This window comes from Paraglaciecola sp. MB-3u-78 (assembly GCF_002835935.1).
Classification (GTDB): Bacteria; Pseudomonadota; Gammaproteobacteria; order Enterobacterales; family Alteromonadaceae; genus Paraglaciecola.
On sequence record NZ_PJCF01000003.1, the window covers coordinates 117732 to 135812 of the forward strand.

Consider the following 18081-nt stretch of genomic DNA (forward strand, 5'->3'; position numbering starts at 1 on the left):
TATTTTATGTCTAACGAAACATCTAACATATCTCAAAGTATGTTAACTGAACTTAATTCGGTATTTACTCAGACATTTGGTGCAGCGCCCGCACGTCATTTTCAGGCACCTGGCAGGGTTAATCTAATAGGTGAACATACAGACTACAACGATGGTTTTGTGCTGCCTTGCGCTATTGATTATCAAACCTTAGTGGCAGTGACGCCTAGAAATGATATGACGGTTAAAGTCGTGGCCGTAGATTACAGTAACCAACAAGATGAATTTTCACTCGATTGTGAAATCGAAGCCCACGCTACCCAATTATGGAGTAATTATGTACGTGGTGTTATCAAACACCTGCAACTTAGAGGTCATGTATTCAAGGGTGCCAATTTGGCTATTACCGGCAATGTGCCCCAAGGAGCAGGATTAAGTTCTTCAGCCTCTTTGGAAGTCGTAATAGGCGAAACATTTCGTGGTCTATATAAGTTGTCACTGACAAAAGCAGAAGTGGCGTTAAATGGCCAAGAAGCTGAAAATCAATTTGTAGGTTGTCAGTGTGGGATCATGGATCAGATGGTTAGTGCCTGTGGCTCTAAATTTAACGCCTTATTATTAGATTGCCGTTCATTAGACGCAGAGCTGATTTCGATGCCAGAAAACTTGGCGGTGATAATCATCAACTCCAATGTGAAACGTGGTTTAGTGGATAGTGAATACAACACCCGTCGCCTGCAATGTGAAGCCGCCGCCCGTATTTTGGGATTAACCGCATTACGTGATATCAGCTTGACTGAGTTGCAAAACAACAAGGATAAACTGCCTGAGGTGGTATACCGACGGGCTCACCATGTTGTATCCGACAGTGAACGTACCGTTTTAGCGGCGCAAGCTCTTAGAACAAATGATGTGGTGCAGTTGTCAAAATTGATGGCTGAGTCCCACATTTCTATGCGTGATGATTTTGAAATCACCGTACCGCCCATCGATTTTGTCGTAAAGATATTAACTGAATATCTAGGCGATAAAGGTGGCGTGCGTATGACCGGTGGTGGCTTTGGTGGCTGTATGGTTGCTCTAATGCCACATTCCATGGTGGATGGTGCAAAGCAGTTGTTGGTTGAGCGTTACCAAGTCGAGACGGGTTATAAAGAAACTATTTATATTTGTAGTGCCAGTGATGGGGCAGGTGAATTTTGACTGTTTTTTATTGAGCAAGTTGCTTTAAAAAATTAAACAAAACCAATAAGAAGCGGGTGCCTTGTTATGGAAGAATTTGAGAAATGACGCCCCTAATATCTGCGATTAAACAGAGTACTTTACAAGTATGTAAGGTACTAATTTAGCTTTTCTAAATGATAAAAAGGAGAAGGCAGTACTTAGACCTTCATTTAGTGGTTTTGAGTCGAATGACTCAGCGACCGAGGGCTCGATTATAAAAAATTCATAATAGTCTCCGCCATCTTTTATGCATATACTATTTTGTCTGAATAGAGCCTTTTGTCAAAATAACCAACAAAATCCCACCTAGTATCACACTGGCAGATAGAGTGAGATGTAAACTAATGGGCTCAGCTACTAGCAGCACACCGCCCAACGCTGCCCAGATTGGAACTGATAATTGACTAACTGCTGCTATGCTAGGTTTTAAATGTGGCAGCACGGCATACCAAACTGCATAACCGACTCCTGAGGCCAAGGCACCAGAGGCAATAGTGTAGAGCCAGCCTTGTAAACTTATCTGAAGCCCAGTGGTAAAGTAGATCCAAACTAAAGCGATGATGACTATCGGTAGTAGCCGGACAAAGTTGCTTGCAGTATCCAAAAGAGGTTGAGTTGATCTTGCCCCTATCAAACTATACATAGCCCAAGCTATCCCTGCCAAACCCATTAGCAGACAACCTATTAAGCTGGGTTTTTCTAGCTCTGGGTAGATGAAGTAGAGAAATCCAAGAAGTGATAAAACAATACCTCCGCACTCTTGCTTGCTCATTTTAACACCCGCTAACCAACCTTTAAGTAACATAGTAAATTGCACACAAGCGAACAAAATAAGTGCACCCGTTGCGGTGCCTAGCGTCACATAGGCATAGGAAAACCCTGCAGCATAAATAAATAAATATATGGCACCTGCATGACTACCTAATTTGCCTATTTTCCTGAGGTTTGTTGTGTTTTTTACAGCGACAATAAATGCCAAAGTGAGCGCTGCTGATAACAACCGAATGGCAGTGAAATCTGCTGGGTGAACTTGTTCAATGCTAAGAGCTAAACGACACAGTACCGAATTAGCAGCAAAAGCAAAGAGTGAAACGAGAGTGAGTAGAATCGCTTGAGGGGTATTCAATGACATTTATATCAGTAGCCAAGTAGCTGAGCCTAAAAACGCAAATATTCCAACTACATCGGTGATCGTGGTTAAAATCACGCTGCCCGCTAAAGCAGGGTCAATTTTTAATTTTTTCATTATGATGGGCAAACTTGCTCCTGCTAATCCGGCGGCGACCATATTGATCAGCATAGCAAAGGCGATAACTGCGCCTAACATTAAGTCTTGTTTCCAAATGGCAATCACTGATGCAATCAAAACAGACCATATCACACCATTTAAAAAACCGATGGCTAATTCTTTGCTAATCAGCCATCTGGCGTTAGCTGAATTTACATGACCCAAAGCCATACCACGAATAACTAAGGTAAGGGTCTGGTTACCTGCTACCCCTCCCATGCTGGGTACTATGGTGTTGAGTATTGCTAACACCGCAAGTTGGCTTAAGGTAGCTTCAAATAAGTCACTCACGGCAGCTGCCATTAAAGCGGTAAGCAAGTTGACACCTAACCAAATTGAACGGCGCTGGGTACTTTTTACGACTGGCGCGAAGGTATCTTCTTCATCATCTAAACCGGCCATGCTCATCATTGAGTGCTCTGCGTCTTCACGAATAATATCGACTACGTCATCAATAGTGATCCGACCTAATAATTGATTGTTTTCATCTACTACTGGGGCTGATAACCAATTATATCGCTCAAACAAACTTGCTACTTCGTTATCCATCATGTTTGCGGGAATGGCTTCAGAGTCCTTAATTAACGATTCTATGGGTGTATCAGCAGCGGCAGTTATCAGCCGAGTCAACGCTACACCACCCATTAATTTATCGTTGCGGTCCACCACATATAAGGTGTCTGTGTGCTCCGGTATATCGCCTTTTAAGCGTAAATATCGGAGGATCACATCTACATTAATGCCGGGCCGAAGCGTAATAGCATCGGTGTTCATAATAAAACCGGCTGTTTCTTCACCGTAAGACAATCCCAGCTCGGCACGCGCCCGATCTTGCTCTTCCATGGCAGCCAATAGTTCTTGAGCGACTTCTTGTGGTAAGCCACGCAATGTATCAACTAGGTTATCGGTGTCCATCTCTTCTAGGGCATCGGCGACCTTTTCGGGAAGCATATTTCTGATAATGCCATTACGCACATCATCAGATAGTTCTTCGAGCACGTCGCTGTAAAGATCTGGAGATATAAGTTGCCAAATATCCAAGCGATTACGGCTGCGGCTCGATTCTAAAAGCAAAGAAAGATCACCGGGCTGTAACCGGAGCAACATCTCTTTGGCTAGCTCAGTTTGCCCGCTACCTAAGGCTTCATTAATGTCATGAAGTTGGTTGTTACTGCTTTTGGCTTCGAAGGTATTTGGCATGGCTTAGATAACTTACTCATTAGGTCAATACGCCCTAAAACGTAATGCTTTGATTTTACGACACTAGTTTAATCTATGCCCACGAGTTGTTCAGTACATATTTAACTTTAAACGTGTGAAATATGTAGAGCAGGAAAATAAAACAAGCTTGACTATACTTTGCCTAATTATTTATCAACTGGACATTATTATGCCAAATAGTAGAGAACATGATCATCTTTTAAGCAACCGTTTTCGGGTAGAAATTGAGGGTGTTACTGCGGGTGATTTCGCAGAGGTAAGCGGGTTAGAGAGTCGTACTGAAGTCATTGAATACGCCGATGGCGGCGATCCAAATGTGCGTAAACGCCCCGGACGAACAACCTTTTCAAATATTGTTTTGACCAAGGGTGCATTGACTACTCACGCACTCTGGGAGTGGTACAAATCTGTGATGCAAGGAACGTTAGAAAGAAAAAGTGGTTCAGTAATAGTATTAGGCGACGATATGAGTGAAAAATATCGCTACAACTTCTTTGAAGCTTGGCCCTGTAGATGGAAGAGTTTGCAACTCGATGCCAAGTCCCAGGCAACACTAGTTGAAGAAATCGAACTTGCAGTAGAAAGGATTGAGTTAAGTTAGATGCTTAAATCTGAGGTAAAGCTCGCGACGCTTATTCGGCGTATTGTTGGCAGAGGCGCCAGAGTGGTACTGGGTTGCCCACAACTATCATCAGATGAAAAAGGCTTTACAAAGCCACATATTTACCTGCGCTTTAACCAGTTTTGTGATGCAACAGCCCAAGTTACTGGTAGTGTTTATGCTGGGCGCCGGGTTATCACCGAAGGCAAACTGACAGGGTTTCGCGAAGAGAGGCCGGGTCATATCTCAATCCATATCGACCTAATAAGTGATGATTATCTAGAAACCCAAGAGCTTCGACAAAAACTACTCGGTGCAGTGTTAGTTTTCCTTGATACCTTGAAGGTATTACAGCTCAGTGACCCAAAAGACGGCAATGTAGAATTGTCATTTAGAGATATTGCACCAAGCCTTCGGGATTTTTCCATTAACGCCATCAAGACCTGCCAAGAGCCCCTGTACTGTGGGGAAATTCATTATGAGTTAAATGGGTTTTTGCATGTTTGTGTGAAGCGTTAGGTTTGGTTGCTTCGAAGGTCGTCATTACTGAGATAGCAGACAGTCAGGGCTATTTTGACTATTGGCGCTTTGTGCCAAAACGTGGCGTTGGTGAACCACTTACTTAACGATTACAAATAGCAGATAGCGGATGACGTGGAGTTCAAGAAAAGATGATGCGAAGCATTCTATATTTTTGCCTTTAAATTTTCAGCTCAAAATGGTTTATTCTTTGGGGAAATGACAAGACCATCAGGACAATGACGCGAAACGTGTTTTTCGCTTAAACCAAACAAAAAATCGCTACTCCTCCTCATTAAACCTAGTGACGATTAAAGTTTCAACCGCATCTAACGCCGCTTGTGCATCTTTACCTTCAGTCACTACTCGCACTTCTTTGCCTTGATGGCTTTCGAGCATCATTAAGCCTAATACGCTGTTGGCTGAGGCTTGCTTATCGCCTTGGTGTAGGGTTATTTGTGCATCAAATTTATTGGTTAGCTGAACAAGCTGGGTGGCTGCTCTAGCGTGAAGCCCTAATTTGTTGACGATAACCAGTGTCTTTTCGAAGCGAGGCATCAGTTTTGTTCGCGGTGGCGAATTTGTACATCGGGGTGGGAGTTGCTAAACGTTTTGGCTAGCATTTCGGCAACATAAACGGATCTATGTTGGCCGCCTGTGCAACCAATAGCTACTGTGACATAACTGCGATTGTTACGCTCTAAATGTGGTAACCATGTGGAAATTAAGTTTTGAATTTGCCAAATAAACTTGGTCACTATCGGTTGTGAACCCAAAAATATCTGTACCGGTGTATCTAAGCCTGTTAAGTGTTTGAGGTCGGGTTCCCAATGAGGGTTAGGTAAAAAGCGGCCGTCAAATACATAATCGGCGTCTTTTGGTATGCCATGTTTAAAACCAAAGGATTCGAATACCAAGACCAGTCTAGAGCTTTTTTTACCTAAAATACGTTCACGGACTAATTCAGCAAGTTGATGGACCGATAGTTGGTCAGTGTCTATATATAAATCAGCACGTTCGGCAATAGGCGCGAGTAATTGGCTCTCCGCTTGGATAGCATCAGACAACGATTTATTTTGTTTGGATAAAGGATGCAACCGTCGTGTTTCGCTAAAACGTCTGATCAGCATATCATCGCTGGCATCTAGATAAAGTATGGTCATGTTCCAAGTGGAGGGAAGATAATCAAGAATTTCGACTAGCTCATTAGGGTCCTTTGGTAAGTTACGTACATCGATACTAACGGCCACTTGGTCATATTCATCAACAACAGTATGAGTCAGTGTGGGTAAAAGGTTAACTGGGATATTGTCCACGCAATAATATCCAAGGTCTTCCAATGAGCGCAGTACTATCGATTTACCTGAACCAGAGCGCCCACTAATAATGATCAGTTTCATTTATCCTAGTGCCTCAAATAATTCTTGATCTGTTTTCGCTTTGCGCATTCGGCTCAACGTGTCCTTATTGTTTAGTTTAGTGGCAATAGCAGACAAAGTGCCTAAATGTTCAGATGCTTTGTCTTCGGGTACCAAAATAGCAAAAAAGATATCAACTGGCGCATTGTCTATGGCGTCATAATCGATTGGGTTTTCACTGGTCACTACAATCGCTATAACATTTTCTAGATCTTGTAGGCGACCATGTGGCAGTGCAATGCCATTACCAATACCAGTACTGCCCATCTTTTCTCTGCATGTAAGACTATACAGAATAGTAGCTTGATCGATATCGATTATATATTGATTAGCAATTTGACTGATGAGTTCAAGTATTCGTTTTTTACTGGTGCCCTGAACTGCACATAAAGTACAGTCAGGGTGAAGAATATCTTTAATTTCCATTATGGATTCTAATTGTGGTTAATCGTTGACGCGATCAATGGCGTTTAACTTTTTCCTTGTGCTTAATCACTTGTCGGTCAAGTTTATCGATTAAAGCATCTATTGCTGCATACATATCTGAATGTTCAGATGTAGCAAACACCTCTGTTCCACTGAGGTGTAAAGTGGCTTCAGCTTTTTGATTCAGCTTTTCCACGTTTAAAATCACATGAACATTATTTATATGATCAAAATGTCGTTCTAGTTTAGTAAATTTTGTATCGACGTAGTCTCTTAAAGAATCTGTAATATCTACATGATGACCGGTAAGGTTAATTTGCATATCGCCTCTTCCTTCTTCAATTCGCCTAAAGCAGGCTCTTACGTTGGTTAGATGGTGGGATCATGAGTGACTCCCGGTATTTTGCAATTGTTCGCCGCGCCACCATAATGCCTTGGTCAGCCAACACTTGTGCAATCTTGCTATCACTTAAAGGTTTACTGGGTTTTTCTGCTGCCACTAATTTTTTAATCAACGCCCTAATAGCGGTTGATGAACATTCTCCACCTACATCTGTGGCTACGTGGCTAGAGAAGAAGTATTTCAGCTCAAAAATGCCTCTTGGAGTATGCATGTATTTTTGTGTGGTGACTCGCGAAATAGTGGATTCGTGCATATCTACCATTTCGGCGACATCGTTCAACACCATAGGTCTCATCATTTCGGGACCGTGTTCAAAAAAGCCCATTTGTTGCTGCACTATACAATTAGACACTTTAAGAAGGGTTTCGTTGCGGCTTTCTACACTTTTAATAAACCACTTAGCTTCTTGTAAATGTGAACGAATAAATTGACTGTCTGAAGAGTTCTTAACGCTTTTACTCATCGCTGCATATTGCTGATTGACATTGAGTTTAGGTAGGCTATCGGGGTTAAGTTCTACTGTCCACCGGCCATTTTTCTTAGAAACCGATACATCAGGGATTACGTATTCCGATTCACCTGTGACTATGGCGGTACCAGGCCTAGGATTAAGGGTTTGCAACAGTCGCATGGCTTCCCGTAACTCTTCTTCTTTAAGACGGGTTTTACGCATTAGAGTACGATAGTCCTTACTACCAATCAGATCGCAGTAATCAGTGATCAGCATCTTGGCTTCCTCTAGCCAAGGTGTATCCGGCGCAAATTGTCGTAACTGAATCAGTAAACATTCTTGGGCGCTGCGCGCCCCTGAGCCTACAGGATCAAACATCTGAATACGTTTTAGTACGACTGCCACTTCGTCCAGTTCAATCTCTTCGTCATCCATACTGGCTAGGACTTCTTCGGTGCTGATAGTCAAATAACCTGCTTCATCGATTGAGTCAATAATGGCCATCGCGATACCAATATCGGTATCGCTAAAATGAGTTAAACGCATTTGCCAAAGCAAATGGTCTTGAATGTTGTCTGTGGTTTCACCTTGAAATACTTGGTCGTCATCGCCTGCTGAGCCTGCGCTGCTCATAGAAGACGGTGCTGATGAAGCACTTAAGTATTCATCCCAAGTACTATCTAAGGGTAAATCTTCTGGTATCTCATTTTTTTGCAGGGCTTCGCCGCTATCGACATTATCCGCATTCACTTCAACTTGAGTGCTTTCGCTATCTTTACTATCGGCACTGTGATTAGTTTCAAGGGCTTTTTCGCCACTACCACTGTCATTTGACTCGTCTACTTCTAACAAAGGGTTAGAATCTAGAGCTTCTTGGATTTCAGCTTGTAAATCCAAAGTAGACAATTGCAAGAGCTTAATAGCTTGTTGCAGCTGCGGGGTCATTGTAAGTTGTTGGCTAAATCTTAACTGTAAAGAGGGTTTCATTAACTTCTTATGTCTAATCTGTTGTTGTTATCAGCCGAGATAAACTCTTCATTCTAGAAATCACAGCCTGTTGTCGAAGTTATACCAGCTTATTCATATATAAACTAAATACTCATGAAGTTCGCTTGCTTGACAGCTTTGCTGAAATCCCAATATTATTTAATAAATCTTCAGCCTAACTATAGCCTGAATTGTTCACCTAGGTATACATCTCTTACACGTTGATCACTTAAAACTTCTTCCGAAGTGCCAGATGCTATCAACTCACCATGGCTCACTATATATGCCTTTTCACATACATCTAAAGTTTCACGCACGTTGTGATCGGTAATTAATACGCCTAGACCTCTATCCCGTAATTGTTGAATTATTTTTTTTATGTCGTTAACTGAAATGGGATCAACGCCAGCAAAGGGTTCGTCTAATAATATAAACTCTGGATCAGCTGCCAAGGCCCGCGCAATTTCTACTCTTCTGCGTTCGCCGCCAGATAAGCTCATACCTAAACTATTGCGAATATGGCTGATATTAAATTCGTCCAATAGTGAGTCGGCCTGCTGTTCTCGCTGTTCTTTGGATAATTCTTTACGAGTTTGTAAAATCGCCATCAGATTTTGATACACGGTTAGCTTTCTGAATATCGACGCTTCTTGAGGTAAATAACCTATGCCTTGCCTAGCACGCACATGCATGGGTTGCAGTGTAAGATTCTGTTGATCAATATAAATGTCACCTTTATCTAAAGGTACTAGCCCAACAATCATATAAAATGTAGTGGTTTTACCTGCGCCATTTGGCCCTAATAAACCCACTATTTGACCAGTCGATACTTCAATGCTGACATCTCGTACCACTTGCCTCGACTTATAAGACTTAGCTAAATGTGTGGCTTTTAATACGGCCATTAAGGTTGTTCATCCTGTTGGTCTGTTGCAGGTTCTTTAGGTTTGGTTACAGGCTGGAATGTGGTAATAACACGGCCACTCTCTTGATCGCTACCTTGAGCTATGATTTGTTCAAGTTCCATATTAAATGTGATCGACTTGCCTTGCACACTACTGGAGTTTTGTTTTATTTCAGCATTCCCCTCCAGTGATAGAGAGCGGGTTTGGCGATGATATTCAATCTTATCGGCCTTTGCAGTGACTATGCTGCCATCTTCTTGTTGTTGAGAATATCTAGCAGGGTTACCAGTGGCGATAAATATTTCATTGCCTTCACCCTTGCTGGCATCAATTTCTAATTCTTCTGCACTGACTTTTAAAGAGCCTTGTAGGATAACAACATTGCCTTGATAAGTTGCTCTTTTAGCAATGCCGTCAGCATTTTGGTACAAGGAAGCCAGTTCAATTTTTTTAGTGAAATCATCTTTCCCAGCATCACTATTAGCCGAAAATAATAACGTTGCTAAAAAACTAGCGCGGAACAGAGGGTTGGTAAACGGTTTTAACATGGTCTAATAACTCATATCTTTGGGTTTCTAAGCTAGCGGTGAAGCCATTACTGTTTATCACATAATTTGGGCCAATAATTTCGACGGGCTGATCAGAATACATGGTCTTTTCAGCTAGGTTTACTTCGACAAAATTGGTACGGATGACCTGTATATAACCTTGTTCATCAAGGCTGGTAATTTCAACATCGGTTTCAAATTGAATACGTTGATCTTCATACAAGGTACCTTCTTGGGCATCGACTTTCCATGGGTGTAGTGATTGAGCAAATAACAAATAGTTGGGTTGTTTGAACAATGTGAACCCAAGTAGATCAAAATTCTCCATTTTTTGGGCAAAAACCTGATGATTTATCTGCCCCAATTTATCATACAAGGTGCTGCGCATCTTACTTGCCTTGTAATTAGGAACCCAGGCCTCTTCTGTTTGTGAGTCTACCATTACTTCTTCTTCAGAAAGCCAGCCAGGAAGACTCAAGGCGAGTGCTAATACAAATAACACCACAATACATAGGGTAACGCGATTCATATGCTGGCGCTCTGAATAGTATATAGCTGTCCGTGAGATAAAAGAATTAAATCACATAGTTCACGCACCGCACCAAATCCACCTTTAGTTCGCGTCTGATAATGCGCCTGCGCAGCTAAAATAGGGTGACCATCTTGTACACATATATTGCACTGCGACACCTTAAACATTCCTAGATCAGGCATATCATCACCTATTGCAGCAGTCTCACTCATGGTAACGGACATTTTATTTTGTATTGCTTGTAAAGCGGGCTGTTTGTCTTCACAACCTTGATAAATATGTTGGACTCCTAAGGATGTCATCCGCTGTTCTACCATATTTGAATTACGCCCTGTGATAACCGCAACTTGCACACCAATTTTTTGTAATGCTTTGACCCCGTAGCCATCTCGAGTATGAAATGCTTTAAGCTCCTCTCCATTTTGACCCATGTAAATTCGGCCGTCGGAAAATACGCCATCAACATCGCAGGCTAAGAGTTTTATTTGTCTAAGTTGGATTAATAGTTTTTTATCAATCGGTCCATAAGGAGTGACTAACATAGACATTATATAATCCCTGCTTGAAGCAGTAACTGCATATTGATAGCACCTATTGGTTTGCCATTAGTATCGGTCACAAATAGCGAACTTATTTTGTGTTTTTGCATGAGTGTAAGGACTTCGGCAGCCAACATTTCTGGTTTAGCCGTAATACTGTTGGGCGTCATAATCTCTTGGATTTTAGTTTTGTGTATATCTATTCTATCGTCAAGTACTCTGCGTAAATCACCGTCTGTGAAAATTCCCAATAACTTGCCATTGTCATCTATCACTCCAGCCATGCCTAAGGCTTTTTGTGAAATAACTAATAACACTTCCCGCAAATTTTGTTGCCCTGAGACCAAAGGTAAAGACTGTTCTTTGACCATCACGTCTTCTAATTTGATTAAGAGTTTTCTACCTAATGTACCGCCAGGGTGAGACAAGGCAAAATCTTCAGAAGTAAAACCTCGTGCATCGAGTAATGCAACGGCGAGTGCATCTCCCATCACTAAGGTGGCAGTTGTGCTTGAAGTAGGAGCAAGGCCAAGTGAACAAGCCTCCTGTTCAACTTTGATGCACAGGTTAATGTCTGCATATTTACCAAGAGTGCTTTGGGAATTCGATGTCATAGCAATAATAGGTACACCCAAGCGTTTAACCACTGGGATCAGAGCTAATAATTCGGCAGTTTCGCCTGAGTTTGAAATGGCTAATAAAATATCTTGTTTGGTGAGCATTCCCAAATCACCGTGGTTGGCTTCAGCAGGATGCATAAAAAATGCGGGAGTGCCTGTGCTAGCCAAGGTGGCTGATATTTTATGACCAATATGACCTGATTTGCCCATTCCACAAACGATTACTTTACCCTTGCAAGATAAAATTAACTGACAAGCGTCTACAAAAGCGTCATCAATATATTGAGCTAATTGTGCGATGGCTCGCTGTTCAATTTCCAATACTCTTAAGGCAGATTGTTTAATCATAGTGTGTTCATGTGTGATTCTTAAGGTCGCTATATTAATTAAATAACATAAATTGGTAAGCACAGAAGCAAGTTATTAGACACATACCTTCTATTCGGTTAATGCATCTGCTTCCTTTTAAATTAAAGCTAAATACGATGAGTAATATCGTTAGCCCTAACATTACGTAACTGTCGCGTGTTGCAGCATTTTCATCTACCACACCTGGTGCGATAAGACCTGGCATCGCCAGTACTGCCAAAATATTAAAAATATTTGAGCCAATTATATTACCCAAAGCTAAATCGTCTTCGTTTTTCAACACACCTGCAACGCAAGCCGCCAGTTCTGGCAAACTTGTACCAATGGCGATAATTGTTAAACCAATTACTAACTCACTTAAACCAAAGTATCGGGCTATAACTTCTGCAGAATCTACCATAAAGTAGGCGCTCGTAGGTAACAGTATCATACCCACTATTAACCACATAACTGCTCTGGAAGTTGCTACGCCGGAAGGAATTTCATTTTCGGTCTCGGGTTGTAAAGGATCGCCTTTTTCCATATTGAAAGACACCCAAGTGAGCCCACCTATAACGGCAAAAAATAAAGTGATTAAGATAATCCCTTCTACTTTGATTAATAAAAAATCAGACAAAAAATATACAGCGAGAAGGCTTACCAACAATAACACTGGCATTTCTTTTTTAAGGGTACTTGATGCAATAGATAAAGGTTTAAGTAGTGCAGTTATTCCTAACACTAAAGCGATGTTAGTAATATTTGAACCAAGAGCGTTACCCACTGCGGTATCAGTGTTGCCATTGAACGAGGCCGTGGCAGCTACCATGATTTCTGGTGCAGATGACCCCATAGCTACTATAGTAAGGCCGATGATCATAGGCGATATACCTAAGTTTTTCGCTAACACTGATGCGCCAAATACAAATCTATCTGCGCCCCAACTCAAAACAATAAGCCAAATCAGGAAATAACAAGCTTCTAAAATCACAAAATATCACTTCTAGTTTTAATAGGGATTAAAAATAATCAATTTCAATTGTCTCAAAAAGCTAAGGCTTTGCATATGAATGTTAGAATAAATTAGTTTCGAAACTTTCTTGCTGATCTATGGGTCTAGTAACAACATGTAAACATGCGTTATATCGATATATGCATCAACAGTAACGAAAGCAAGTATGTATAATGTATTTGATTTACTTGTATAGGCTATGAAAGCAACAAGCTAGACCAAATAATCTTATTATCAATGGAAAATGTTAAGCTGATATTCAGTCATAGTTGTATTAAATCGAATATACCTTGTTACTTTTTGTCTTTGATCTTTTATGCAGAAAACTAATACAATAGTCGGCCTTATAATTGGGTTGTTATTTACACTTAGCTCGATAAACCAAAATGGAATGTTCCTATCTTAATGGAAAATTTGATTGAAATTAACAATCTAACCTTTAGCCGTAGTGGTCGAATTATTTACGATGATATTTCACTGCAGATTAAAAAAGGCAAGACTACCGCTATTATGGGTCCCAGTGGCATTGGAAAAACAACTATGTTGCGTCTGATGGGCGGACAGTTGGTGCCTGACAAAGGTGATATTAAATTTAAAGGGGAGTCTGTTCCTGGCATGCGTCGTAATCGTCTATATGAAGTACGTAGACAAATGAGCATGTTATTTCAAAGTGGTGCGTTATTTACTGATATGACAGTGTTCGACAATATTGCATTTCCGTTAAGGGAGCACACAAAATTACCTGAATCGATCATTCACACCTTGGTTCTGCTGAAATTGCAGGCTGTAGGTTTAAGAGGTGCGGCAGATTTAATGCCTGCAGAATTATCTGGCGGTATGGCTCGCCGAGTAGCGTTGGCAAGAGCTATTGCATTGGATCCAGAGCTGATTATGTATGATGAGCCATTTGGAGGACAAGATCCCATCTCAATGGGGGTGTTGGTAAAATTGATCAAAGCCTTAAATGACGCTTTGCAATTAACTAGTGTTGTAGTAACTCATGATGTCACTGAAGTCTTAACTATTGCAGATTACATTTATATATTGGCAGAGCAGAGGGTCATAGGTAGTGGGACCCCAGAGCAAATTAAAAATAGTGACTCGCCGCTGGTTCAACAGTTTTTGCAAGGCCAAGCAGATGGTCCTGTACCTTTTCATTACCCTGCCAGTAGTACTGCCCAGGCTTTTTTGGGCAATGAATCATGAAATTTTTTATCAATTTAGGGGCGAACACCCTTAACCGTCTAGAAATGTTTGGCCGCGCCACTTTTATGTTGTTTGGAGCCATCATTGCTAAACCTCAGCCTTTAAAAATGATACCGCTGACTATTAAGCAAATACATATAGTGGGTGTGCAGTCATTACTTATTATAGTGATATCTGGCCTATTTATTGGCATGGTAATGGCGTTGCAAGGGTATACCATTTTGGTGGATTATGGTGCTGAAGGCAGCCTTGGGCCTATGGTTGCCTTATCATTATTAAGAGAGTTAGGCCCAGTGGTTACCGCTTTATTATTTGCTGGAAGGGCAGGTTCGGCACTGACAGCTGAAATTGGTTTAATGAAAGCGACGGAACAACTCAGCAGTTTAGAAATGATGGCGGTTGATCCTCTCCGTAGAGTGATTGCTCCGCGCCTTTGGGCGGGGATTATATCCATGCCAATGCTTGCACTCATTTTTAGTGCAGTTGGCATTTTGGGCGGGCACTTAGTTGGCGTTGATTGGTTAGGCGTAGATTCAGGCAGTTATTGGTCTATTATGCAGTCCACAGTGGATTGGAATAAGGACGTGGTGAACGGTATTATAAAAACCATAGTGTTTGCTTTTGTGATTACCTGGATCGCCACTTTTAAAGGGTATGATTCTATACCTACCTCTGAAGGAATAAGTAAGGCAACAACAGAAACGGTCGTATTTTCTTCGTTAGCGGTACTTGGGCTAGATTTTATATTGACTGCATTAATGTTTGGAATTGAGTAAAGGAAATGGGAATGAAATCTAGAAAGTCGGAACTATTAGTGGGTGTGTTTGTTGCATTAACTATAGCAGCAGGTCTTATGTTAGCACTTAACGTGGCCAATCAAAGTATGTCGAACAGTGAAGATACATACATACTGTATGCAAAATTTGACAACATTGGTGGGTTAAAAGTCCGCTCAGCAGTTAAAGTGGGTGGGGTAACCGTTGGTAGAGTCGACAATATTACGCTTAACAATAGCGACTTTACTCCATTAGTGACCATGAGTATTTCGTCAGAATTTAACCAGTTCCCAGAAACAAGTTCGGTATCTATACTTACATCAGGTTTATTAGGAGAGCAATATGTTGGTTTTCAACCAGGATTTGCTATTGATGGTATTGAAAACTTAGCTGAAGGTGATTACATAGAAGATACAAAATCAGCTTTAGTTTTAGAAGACCTTATTGGTCAATTTTTATTTAGTAGCAACGACGGTTAGTCGATGACGTTGATTGGAGAAAATAACGTGATAAATAAATGTGCACTTCTATTATTGAGTGTGATATTGATTTTTGGTTCTGGCATGACCCAAGCGCAAGACAAAAACCCATACGTAATGTTGGAAGCTGTAGCAACCAAAACCTTCAGCAGAATTAAGAAAGAACGCCAGCTCATAGAAGAGAATCCTGAGCTTTTGCGAATGGTTATGGAAGAGGAATTGCTACCTTATGTGGATTATAATTTTTCTGCATTAAAGGTTTTAGGTAAACATTATAAAAAAGTGCCAAGAGAAAAAATTCCCGAATATATCAGTGTGTTTCGTGCATATTTGATCACTACCTATGCATTGGCTATGGCTTACTATGATGGACAGGACGTAGAATTTCAGCCCGTTCGTGAAGTGACTGATGAAAGAACGGTAACTGTTAGAGCTGTGGTTAAAGAGCCCGGTCGACCAGACATTAATTTAGCGTTTAAATTACGTAAAAATAAAAAAACCAATGTATGGAAAGCCTACGATATGGTTGCTGAAGGCATTAGTCTTTTATCTAGCAAACAAAGTGAGTTCCAATCTATATTGCGACAGGATGGTATACAAAAAGTGATAGATTTGATGAAGAATACAATCAGTAAACCTATTAATATTGACGTCACAAAAAAGGAAACTTAGGTGACTAAATTGGAAGTCGTTGAGTCACCTAAAGGTTACTTCACCTTACAAGGTGATTTAAACCGTAACACTATCCCTAAGTCAGGCGCATTAGCAACGCTTGATCGAAGCAATCAAAACAACTCCAAAGATGCAGCTTTCACCCTTGATATGTTAGGTGTGAGTAATTCTGATACTGCAGGCTTAGCTTGGTTGATGAATTTTTTGAAAGGTAACCAACAACAGAATGTTCATTTTGAACTTAAAAACATCCCAGAAAGGTTGAGAAAGCTTGCAAAAATAAGCGACGTAGATAGTTTTTTGTCTGTACAATAACCGATTATTTTTACACATCTGGACTTGTCATGGATAATCAACAAATTGAAGCGCTTTTGCTTGAAACCTTAAGCTTAGCCGAAGCACATGTAAAGGGTGATGGATCTCATTTCCAAGTGATCGCTGTGAGTGATCAGTTTGAAGATATGAGTAGGGTCAAAAAACAGCAGTTTGTTTATGCGCCTTTGGCCGCAAAAATTGCTGAAGGTAGTATGCATGCAGTTTCCATTAAAACCTTTACCGAAAGCCAATGGAAGCGTGAGAAAATGTTTAACCTTCCTCAATAATATTCACAACCCCCTTCACCCTCGTAACATCAAATAGAGTGCATTTATGGACAAATTAATTATCGAAGCTTGCCCGCCGCTTAACGGAAGTGTGACTATTTCAGGCGCCAAAAATGCTGCATTGCCAATTCTGATGTCAAGCATACTGGCAGACTCTACTTGTTATTTCGATAATGTTCCTGAGCTTAGAGATATATACACCAGTTTATCTTTGCTGAGTGAGTTAGGTGCTAAAGCTTATCGCCAAGATGCTCAATCTGTGGTGATTGATCCGAGTTCTATTGATAATTTTAATGCTTCTTACGAATTAGTTAAGACTATGCGTGCATCTATATTGGTGTTGGGACCACTTTTGGCTAAGTTTGGTCAGGCAAATGTGTCTTTACCTGGTGGTTGTGCAATAGGCGCTCGTCCAGTGAATTTGCATCTGCAAGGACTTGAACAGATGGGAGCCAAAATTGATGTAGATAATGGTTACATCAGGGCGTCTGTGAACGGAAAGTTACGAGGCGCTCACATATTTATGGATGTGGTAAGTGTCGGTGCCACTGAGAATTTGATGATGGCTGCGTGTTTGGCGCAAGGTGAAACCATTTTAGAAAATGCGGCAAAAGAGCCAGAGATTGTTGACTTAGCCCATTGTCTAAATGCGATGGGCGCTAAAGTGTCCCATGCTGGAAGTGATAAAATTGTCATTCAGGGAGTTGAGTCTTTATCAGGATGTCGTTATCGCGTATTGCCTGACAGAATTGAAACGGGAACGTTTTTAATTGCAGCTGCAGTCACAGGTGGCAAGATCCGCTGTGAACAAGCGGCACCAAAAACTCTGGAAGCAGTAATGGATAAATTGTCTAAGGCGGGGGCTAAATTAACTGTTGGTGATGATTGGATTGAGTTGGATATGACCAATAGGCAACTTATTAGTGTTGATATTAAAACCGCCCCGCACCCAGGATTTCCAACTGATATGCAAGCGCAATTTGTTGCGCTTAATTGTTTGGCTGAAGGAACAAGTGTGGTGACCGAAAATATTTTTGAAAACCGTTTTATGCATGTACCTGAATTACAGCGAATGGGTGCCGATATATCGTTGCAAGCCAATAGTGCAGTCTGTAATGGAAAGTCAATTTTAAAGGGCGCTCAAGTGATGGCCACGGACCTGAGGGCTTCTGCGAGTTTGGTGATTGCAGGGTTGGTTGCAGAAGGGCAAACCACAGTAGATCGCATTTATCATTTAGATCGTGGTTATGAACATATTGAGAGAAAGTTAAATGGGTTAGGTGCTAACATCAAACGTGTTACGGGATAATAAAATCGTAACCTTA

Annotated in this window: 23 protein-coding genes; 10 read left to right on the forward strand and 13 right to left on the reverse strand. The window is 41.1% G+C overall.

Translation table 11 applies throughout. The annotated features are described in order from the left end of the window. Positions 1-6: 6 nt before the first annotated feature. Complete coding sequence (galK, locus tag CXF95_RS04350) at positions 7-1182, forward strand: galactokinase (RefSeq protein WP_101197557.1); 1176 nt, start codon at positions 7-9, stop codon at positions 1180-1182. Positions 1183-1459: 277 nt separating this feature from the next. Here the strand turns inward: galK and CXF95_RS04355 are convergent, their stop codons facing one another. Further along, positions 1460-2329 carry a DMT family transporter gene (locus tag CXF95_RS04355; protein WP_369809291.1) on the reverse strand — a complete coding sequence of 290 codons (870 nt, stop codon included), beginning with the start codon at positions 2327-2329 and terminating at the stop codon, positions 1460-1462. 6 nt (positions 2330-2335) lie between these two features. Further along, positions 2336-3691: a magnesium transporter gene (mgtE, locus tag CXF95_RS04360; protein ID WP_101197559.1), complete on the reverse strand. Its 1356-nt coding sequence runs from the start codon at positions 3689-3691 to the stop codon at positions 2336-2338. A gap of 190 nt (positions 3692-3881) precedes the next feature. Between mgtE and CXF95_RS04365 the strand changes: the two genes are divergently transcribed. Then, a complete protein-coding gene (locus CXF95_RS04365; RefSeq protein WP_101197560.1) occupies positions 3882-4313 on the forward strand; it encodes a phage tail protein in 432 nt (143 codons plus the stop codon). Further along, positions 4314-4832 carry a hypothetical protein gene (locus CXF95_RS04370; protein WP_101197561.1) on the forward strand — a complete coding sequence of 173 codons (519 nt, stop codon included), beginning with the start codon at positions 4314-4316 and terminating at the stop codon, positions 4830-4832. A gap of 282 nt (positions 4833-5114) precedes the next feature. Here CXF95_RS04370 and CXF95_RS04375 read toward each other — a convergent pair whose 3' ends face one another. The 11 genes from CXF95_RS04375 to CXF95_RS04425 form a co-directional block, all read right to left on the reverse strand. Beyond that, complete coding sequence (locus CXF95_RS04375) at positions 5115-5390, reverse strand: HPr family phosphocarrier protein (protein ID WP_101197562.1); 276 nt, start codon at positions 5388-5390, stop codon at positions 5115-5117. Then, entirely contained in the window at positions 5390-6232 is an 843-nt protein-coding gene (gene rapZ, locus CXF95_RS04380) for an RNase adapter RapZ (RefSeq protein WP_101197563.1), read from the reverse strand. Before rapZ ends, CXF95_RS04375 begins: the two co-directional genes overlap by 1 nt. Next, the gene (gene ptsN / locus CXF95_RS04385) at positions 6233-6676 is read right to left on the reverse strand and encodes a PTS IIA-like nitrogen regulatory protein PtsN (RefSeq protein WP_101197564.1); all 444 of its coding nucleotides are present in this window, start codon (positions 6674-6676) and stop codon (positions 6233-6235) included. 34 nt (positions 6677-6710) lie between these two features. Beyond that, on the reverse strand, positions 6711-6998 hold the full coding sequence (gene hpf, locus CXF95_RS04390) for a ribosome hibernation promoting factor (protein ID WP_101197565.1): 288 nt from the start codon (positions 6996-6998) through the stop codon (positions 6711-6713). Between the two features lie 25 nt (positions 6999-7023). After that, entirely contained in the window at positions 7024-8517 is a 1494-nt protein-coding gene (locus CXF95_RS04395; protein ID WP_101197566.1) for an RNA polymerase factor sigma-54, read from the reverse strand. 179 nt (positions 8518-8696) lie between these two features. Next, entirely contained in the window at positions 8697-9422 is a 726-nt protein-coding gene (gene lptB / locus CXF95_RS04400; RefSeq protein ID WP_101197567.1) for an LPS export ABC transporter ATP-binding protein, read from the reverse strand. Further along, a complete protein-coding gene (gene lptA, locus CXF95_RS04405; RefSeq protein WP_101197568.1) occupies positions 9422-9970 on the reverse strand; it encodes a lipopolysaccharide transport periplasmic protein LptA in 549 nt (182 codons plus the stop codon). The genes lptB and lptA overlap by 1 nt, the downstream gene beginning before the upstream one ends. Beyond that, entirely contained in the window at positions 9933-10499 is a 567-nt protein-coding gene (lptC, locus tag CXF95_RS04410) for an LPS export ABC transporter periplasmic protein LptC (RefSeq protein WP_101197569.1), read from the reverse strand. The genes lptA and lptC overlap by 38 nt, the downstream gene beginning before the upstream one ends. Continuing rightward, on the reverse strand, positions 10496-11050 hold the full coding sequence (gene kdsC, locus CXF95_RS04415; RefSeq protein ID WP_101197570.1) for a 3-deoxy-manno-octulosonate-8-phosphatase KdsC: 555 nt from the start codon (positions 11048-11050) through the stop codon (positions 10496-10498). Before kdsC ends, lptC begins: the two co-directional genes overlap by 4 nt. Next, positions 11050-12009 carry a KpsF/GutQ family sugar-phosphate isomerase gene (locus CXF95_RS04420; RefSeq protein WP_101197952.1) on the reverse strand — a complete coding sequence of 320 codons (960 nt, stop codon included), beginning with the start codon at positions 12007-12009 and terminating at the stop codon, positions 11050-11052. The genes kdsC and CXF95_RS04420 overlap by 1 nt, the downstream gene beginning before the upstream one ends. A 34-nt stretch (positions 12010-12043) precedes the next feature. Continuing rightward, entirely contained in the window at positions 12044-13000 is a 957-nt protein-coding gene (locus tag CXF95_RS04425; protein WP_101197571.1) for a calcium/sodium antiporter, read from the reverse strand. A 426-nt stretch (positions 13001-13426) separates the two neighbouring features. Between CXF95_RS04425 and CXF95_RS04430 the strand changes: the two genes are divergently transcribed. The 7 genes from CXF95_RS04430 to murA are packed head-to-tail and all read left to right on the forward strand — an operon-like array spanning position 13427 to position 18065. Next, positions 13427-14227, forward strand: a complete 801-nt coding sequence (locus CXF95_RS04430; protein WP_101197572.1) for an ATP-binding cassette domain-containing protein — start codon at positions 13427-13429, stop codon at positions 14225-14227. Beyond that, a complete protein-coding gene (gene mlaE, locus CXF95_RS04435; protein ID WP_101197573.1) occupies positions 14224-15003 on the forward strand; it encodes a lipid asymmetry maintenance ABC transporter permease subunit MlaE in 780 nt (259 codons plus the stop codon). Before CXF95_RS04430 ends, mlaE begins: the two co-directional genes overlap by 4 nt. An 11-nt stretch (positions 15004-15014) precedes the next feature. Further along, positions 15015-15482, forward strand: a complete 468-nt coding sequence (mlaD, locus tag CXF95_RS04440; protein ID WP_101197574.1) for an outer membrane lipid asymmetry maintenance protein MlaD — start codon at positions 15015-15017, stop codon at positions 15480-15482. A 3-nt stretch (positions 15483-15485) separates the two neighbouring features. After that, positions 15486-16154: an ABC transporter substrate-binding protein gene (locus CXF95_RS04445; RefSeq protein WP_198556500.1), complete on the forward strand. Its 669-nt coding sequence runs from the start codon at positions 15486-15488 to the stop codon at positions 16152-16154. Next, positions 16155-16469, forward strand: coding sequence for a lipid asymmetry maintenance protein MlaB (locus CXF95_RS04450; RefSeq protein ID WP_101197575.1), 315 nt, complete (start codon positions 16155-16157; stop codon positions 16467-16469). A gap of 29 nt (positions 16470-16498) precedes the next feature. Further along, positions 16499-16756, forward strand: a complete 258-nt coding sequence (locus CXF95_RS04455) for a BolA family protein (RefSeq protein WP_101197576.1) — start codon at positions 16499-16501, stop codon at positions 16754-16756. Positions 16757-16802: 46 nt separating this feature from the next. Beyond that, the gene (murA, locus tag CXF95_RS04460; protein ID WP_101197577.1) at positions 16803-18065 is read left to right on the forward strand and encodes a UDP-N-acetylglucosamine 1-carboxyvinyltransferase; all 1263 of its coding nucleotides are present in this window, start codon (positions 16803-16805) and stop codon (positions 18063-18065) included. The last annotated feature ends 16 nt before the right edge of the window (positions 18066-18081 follow it).

Coding starts and splice junctions, on each gene's coding strand:
- galK (WP_101197557.1), top strand. CDS start 7: ATGTCTAACGAAACATCTAACATATCTCAAAGTATGTTAACTGAACTT.
- mgtE (WP_101197559.1), bottom strand. CDS start 3,691: ATGCCAAATACCTTCGAAGCCAAAAGCAGTAACAACCAACTTCATGAC.
- CXF95_RS04365 (WP_101197560.1), top strand. CDS start 3,882: ATGCCAAATAGTAGAGAACATGATCATCTTTTAAGCAACCGTTTTCGG.
- CXF95_RS04370 (WP_101197561.1), top strand. CDS start 4,314: ATGCTTAAATCTGAGGTAAAGCTCGCGACGCTTATTCGGCGTATTGTT.
- CXF95_RS04375 (WP_101197562.1), bottom strand. CDS start 5,390: ATGCCTCGCTTCGAAAAGACACTGGTTATCGTCAACAAATTAGGGCTT.
- rapZ (WP_101197563.1), bottom strand. CDS start 6,232: ATGAAACTGATCATTATTAGTGGGCGCTCTGGTTCAGGTAAATCGATA.
- ptsN (WP_101197564.1), bottom strand. CDS start 6,676: ATGGAAATTAAAGATATTCTTCACCCTGACTGTACTTTATGTGCAGTT.
- hpf (WP_101197565.1), bottom strand. CDS start 6,998: ATGCAAATTAACCTTACCGGTCATCATGTAGATATTACAGATTCTTTA.
- CXF95_RS04395 (WP_101197566.1), bottom strand. CDS start 8,517: ATGAAACCCTCTTTACAGTTAAGATTTAGCCAACAACTTACAATGACC.
- lptB (WP_101197567.1), bottom strand. CDS start 9,422: ATGGCCGTATTAAAAGCCACACATTTAGCTAAGTCTTATAAGTCGAGG.
- lptA (WP_101197568.1), bottom strand. CDS start 9,970: ATGTTAAAACCGTTTACCAACCCTCTGTTCCGCGCTAGTTTTTTAGCA.
- lptC (WP_101197569.1), bottom strand. CDS start 10,499: ATGAATCGCGTTACCCTATGTATTGTGGTGTTATTTGTATTAGCACTC.
- kdsC (WP_101197570.1), bottom strand. CDS start 11,050: ATGTCTATGTTAGTCACTCCTTATGGACCGATTGATAAAAAACTATTA.
- CXF95_RS04420 (WP_101197952.1), bottom strand. CDS start 12,009: ATGATTAAACAATCTGCCTTAAGAGTATTGGAAATTGAACAGCGAGCC.
- CXF95_RS04430 (WP_101197572.1), top strand. CDS start 13,427: ATGGAAAATTTGATTGAAATTAACAATCTAACCTTTAGCCGTAGTGGT.
- mlaE (WP_101197573.1), top strand. CDS start 14,224: ATGAAATTTTTTATCAATTTAGGGGCGAACACCCTTAACCGTCTAGAA.
- mlaD (WP_101197574.1), top strand. CDS start 15,015: ATGAAATCTAGAAAGTCGGAACTATTAGTGGGTGTGTTTGTTGCATTA.
- CXF95_RS04445 (WP_198556500.1), top strand. CDS start 15,486: ATGACGTTGATTGGAGAAAATAACGTGATAAATAAATGTGCACTTCTA.
- CXF95_RS04455 (WP_101197576.1), top strand. CDS start 16,499: ATGGATAATCAACAAATTGAAGCGCTTTTGCTTGAAACCTTAAGCTTA.
- murA (WP_101197577.1), top strand. CDS start 16,803: ATGGACAAATTAATTATCGAAGCTTGCCCGCCGCTTAACGGAAGTGTG.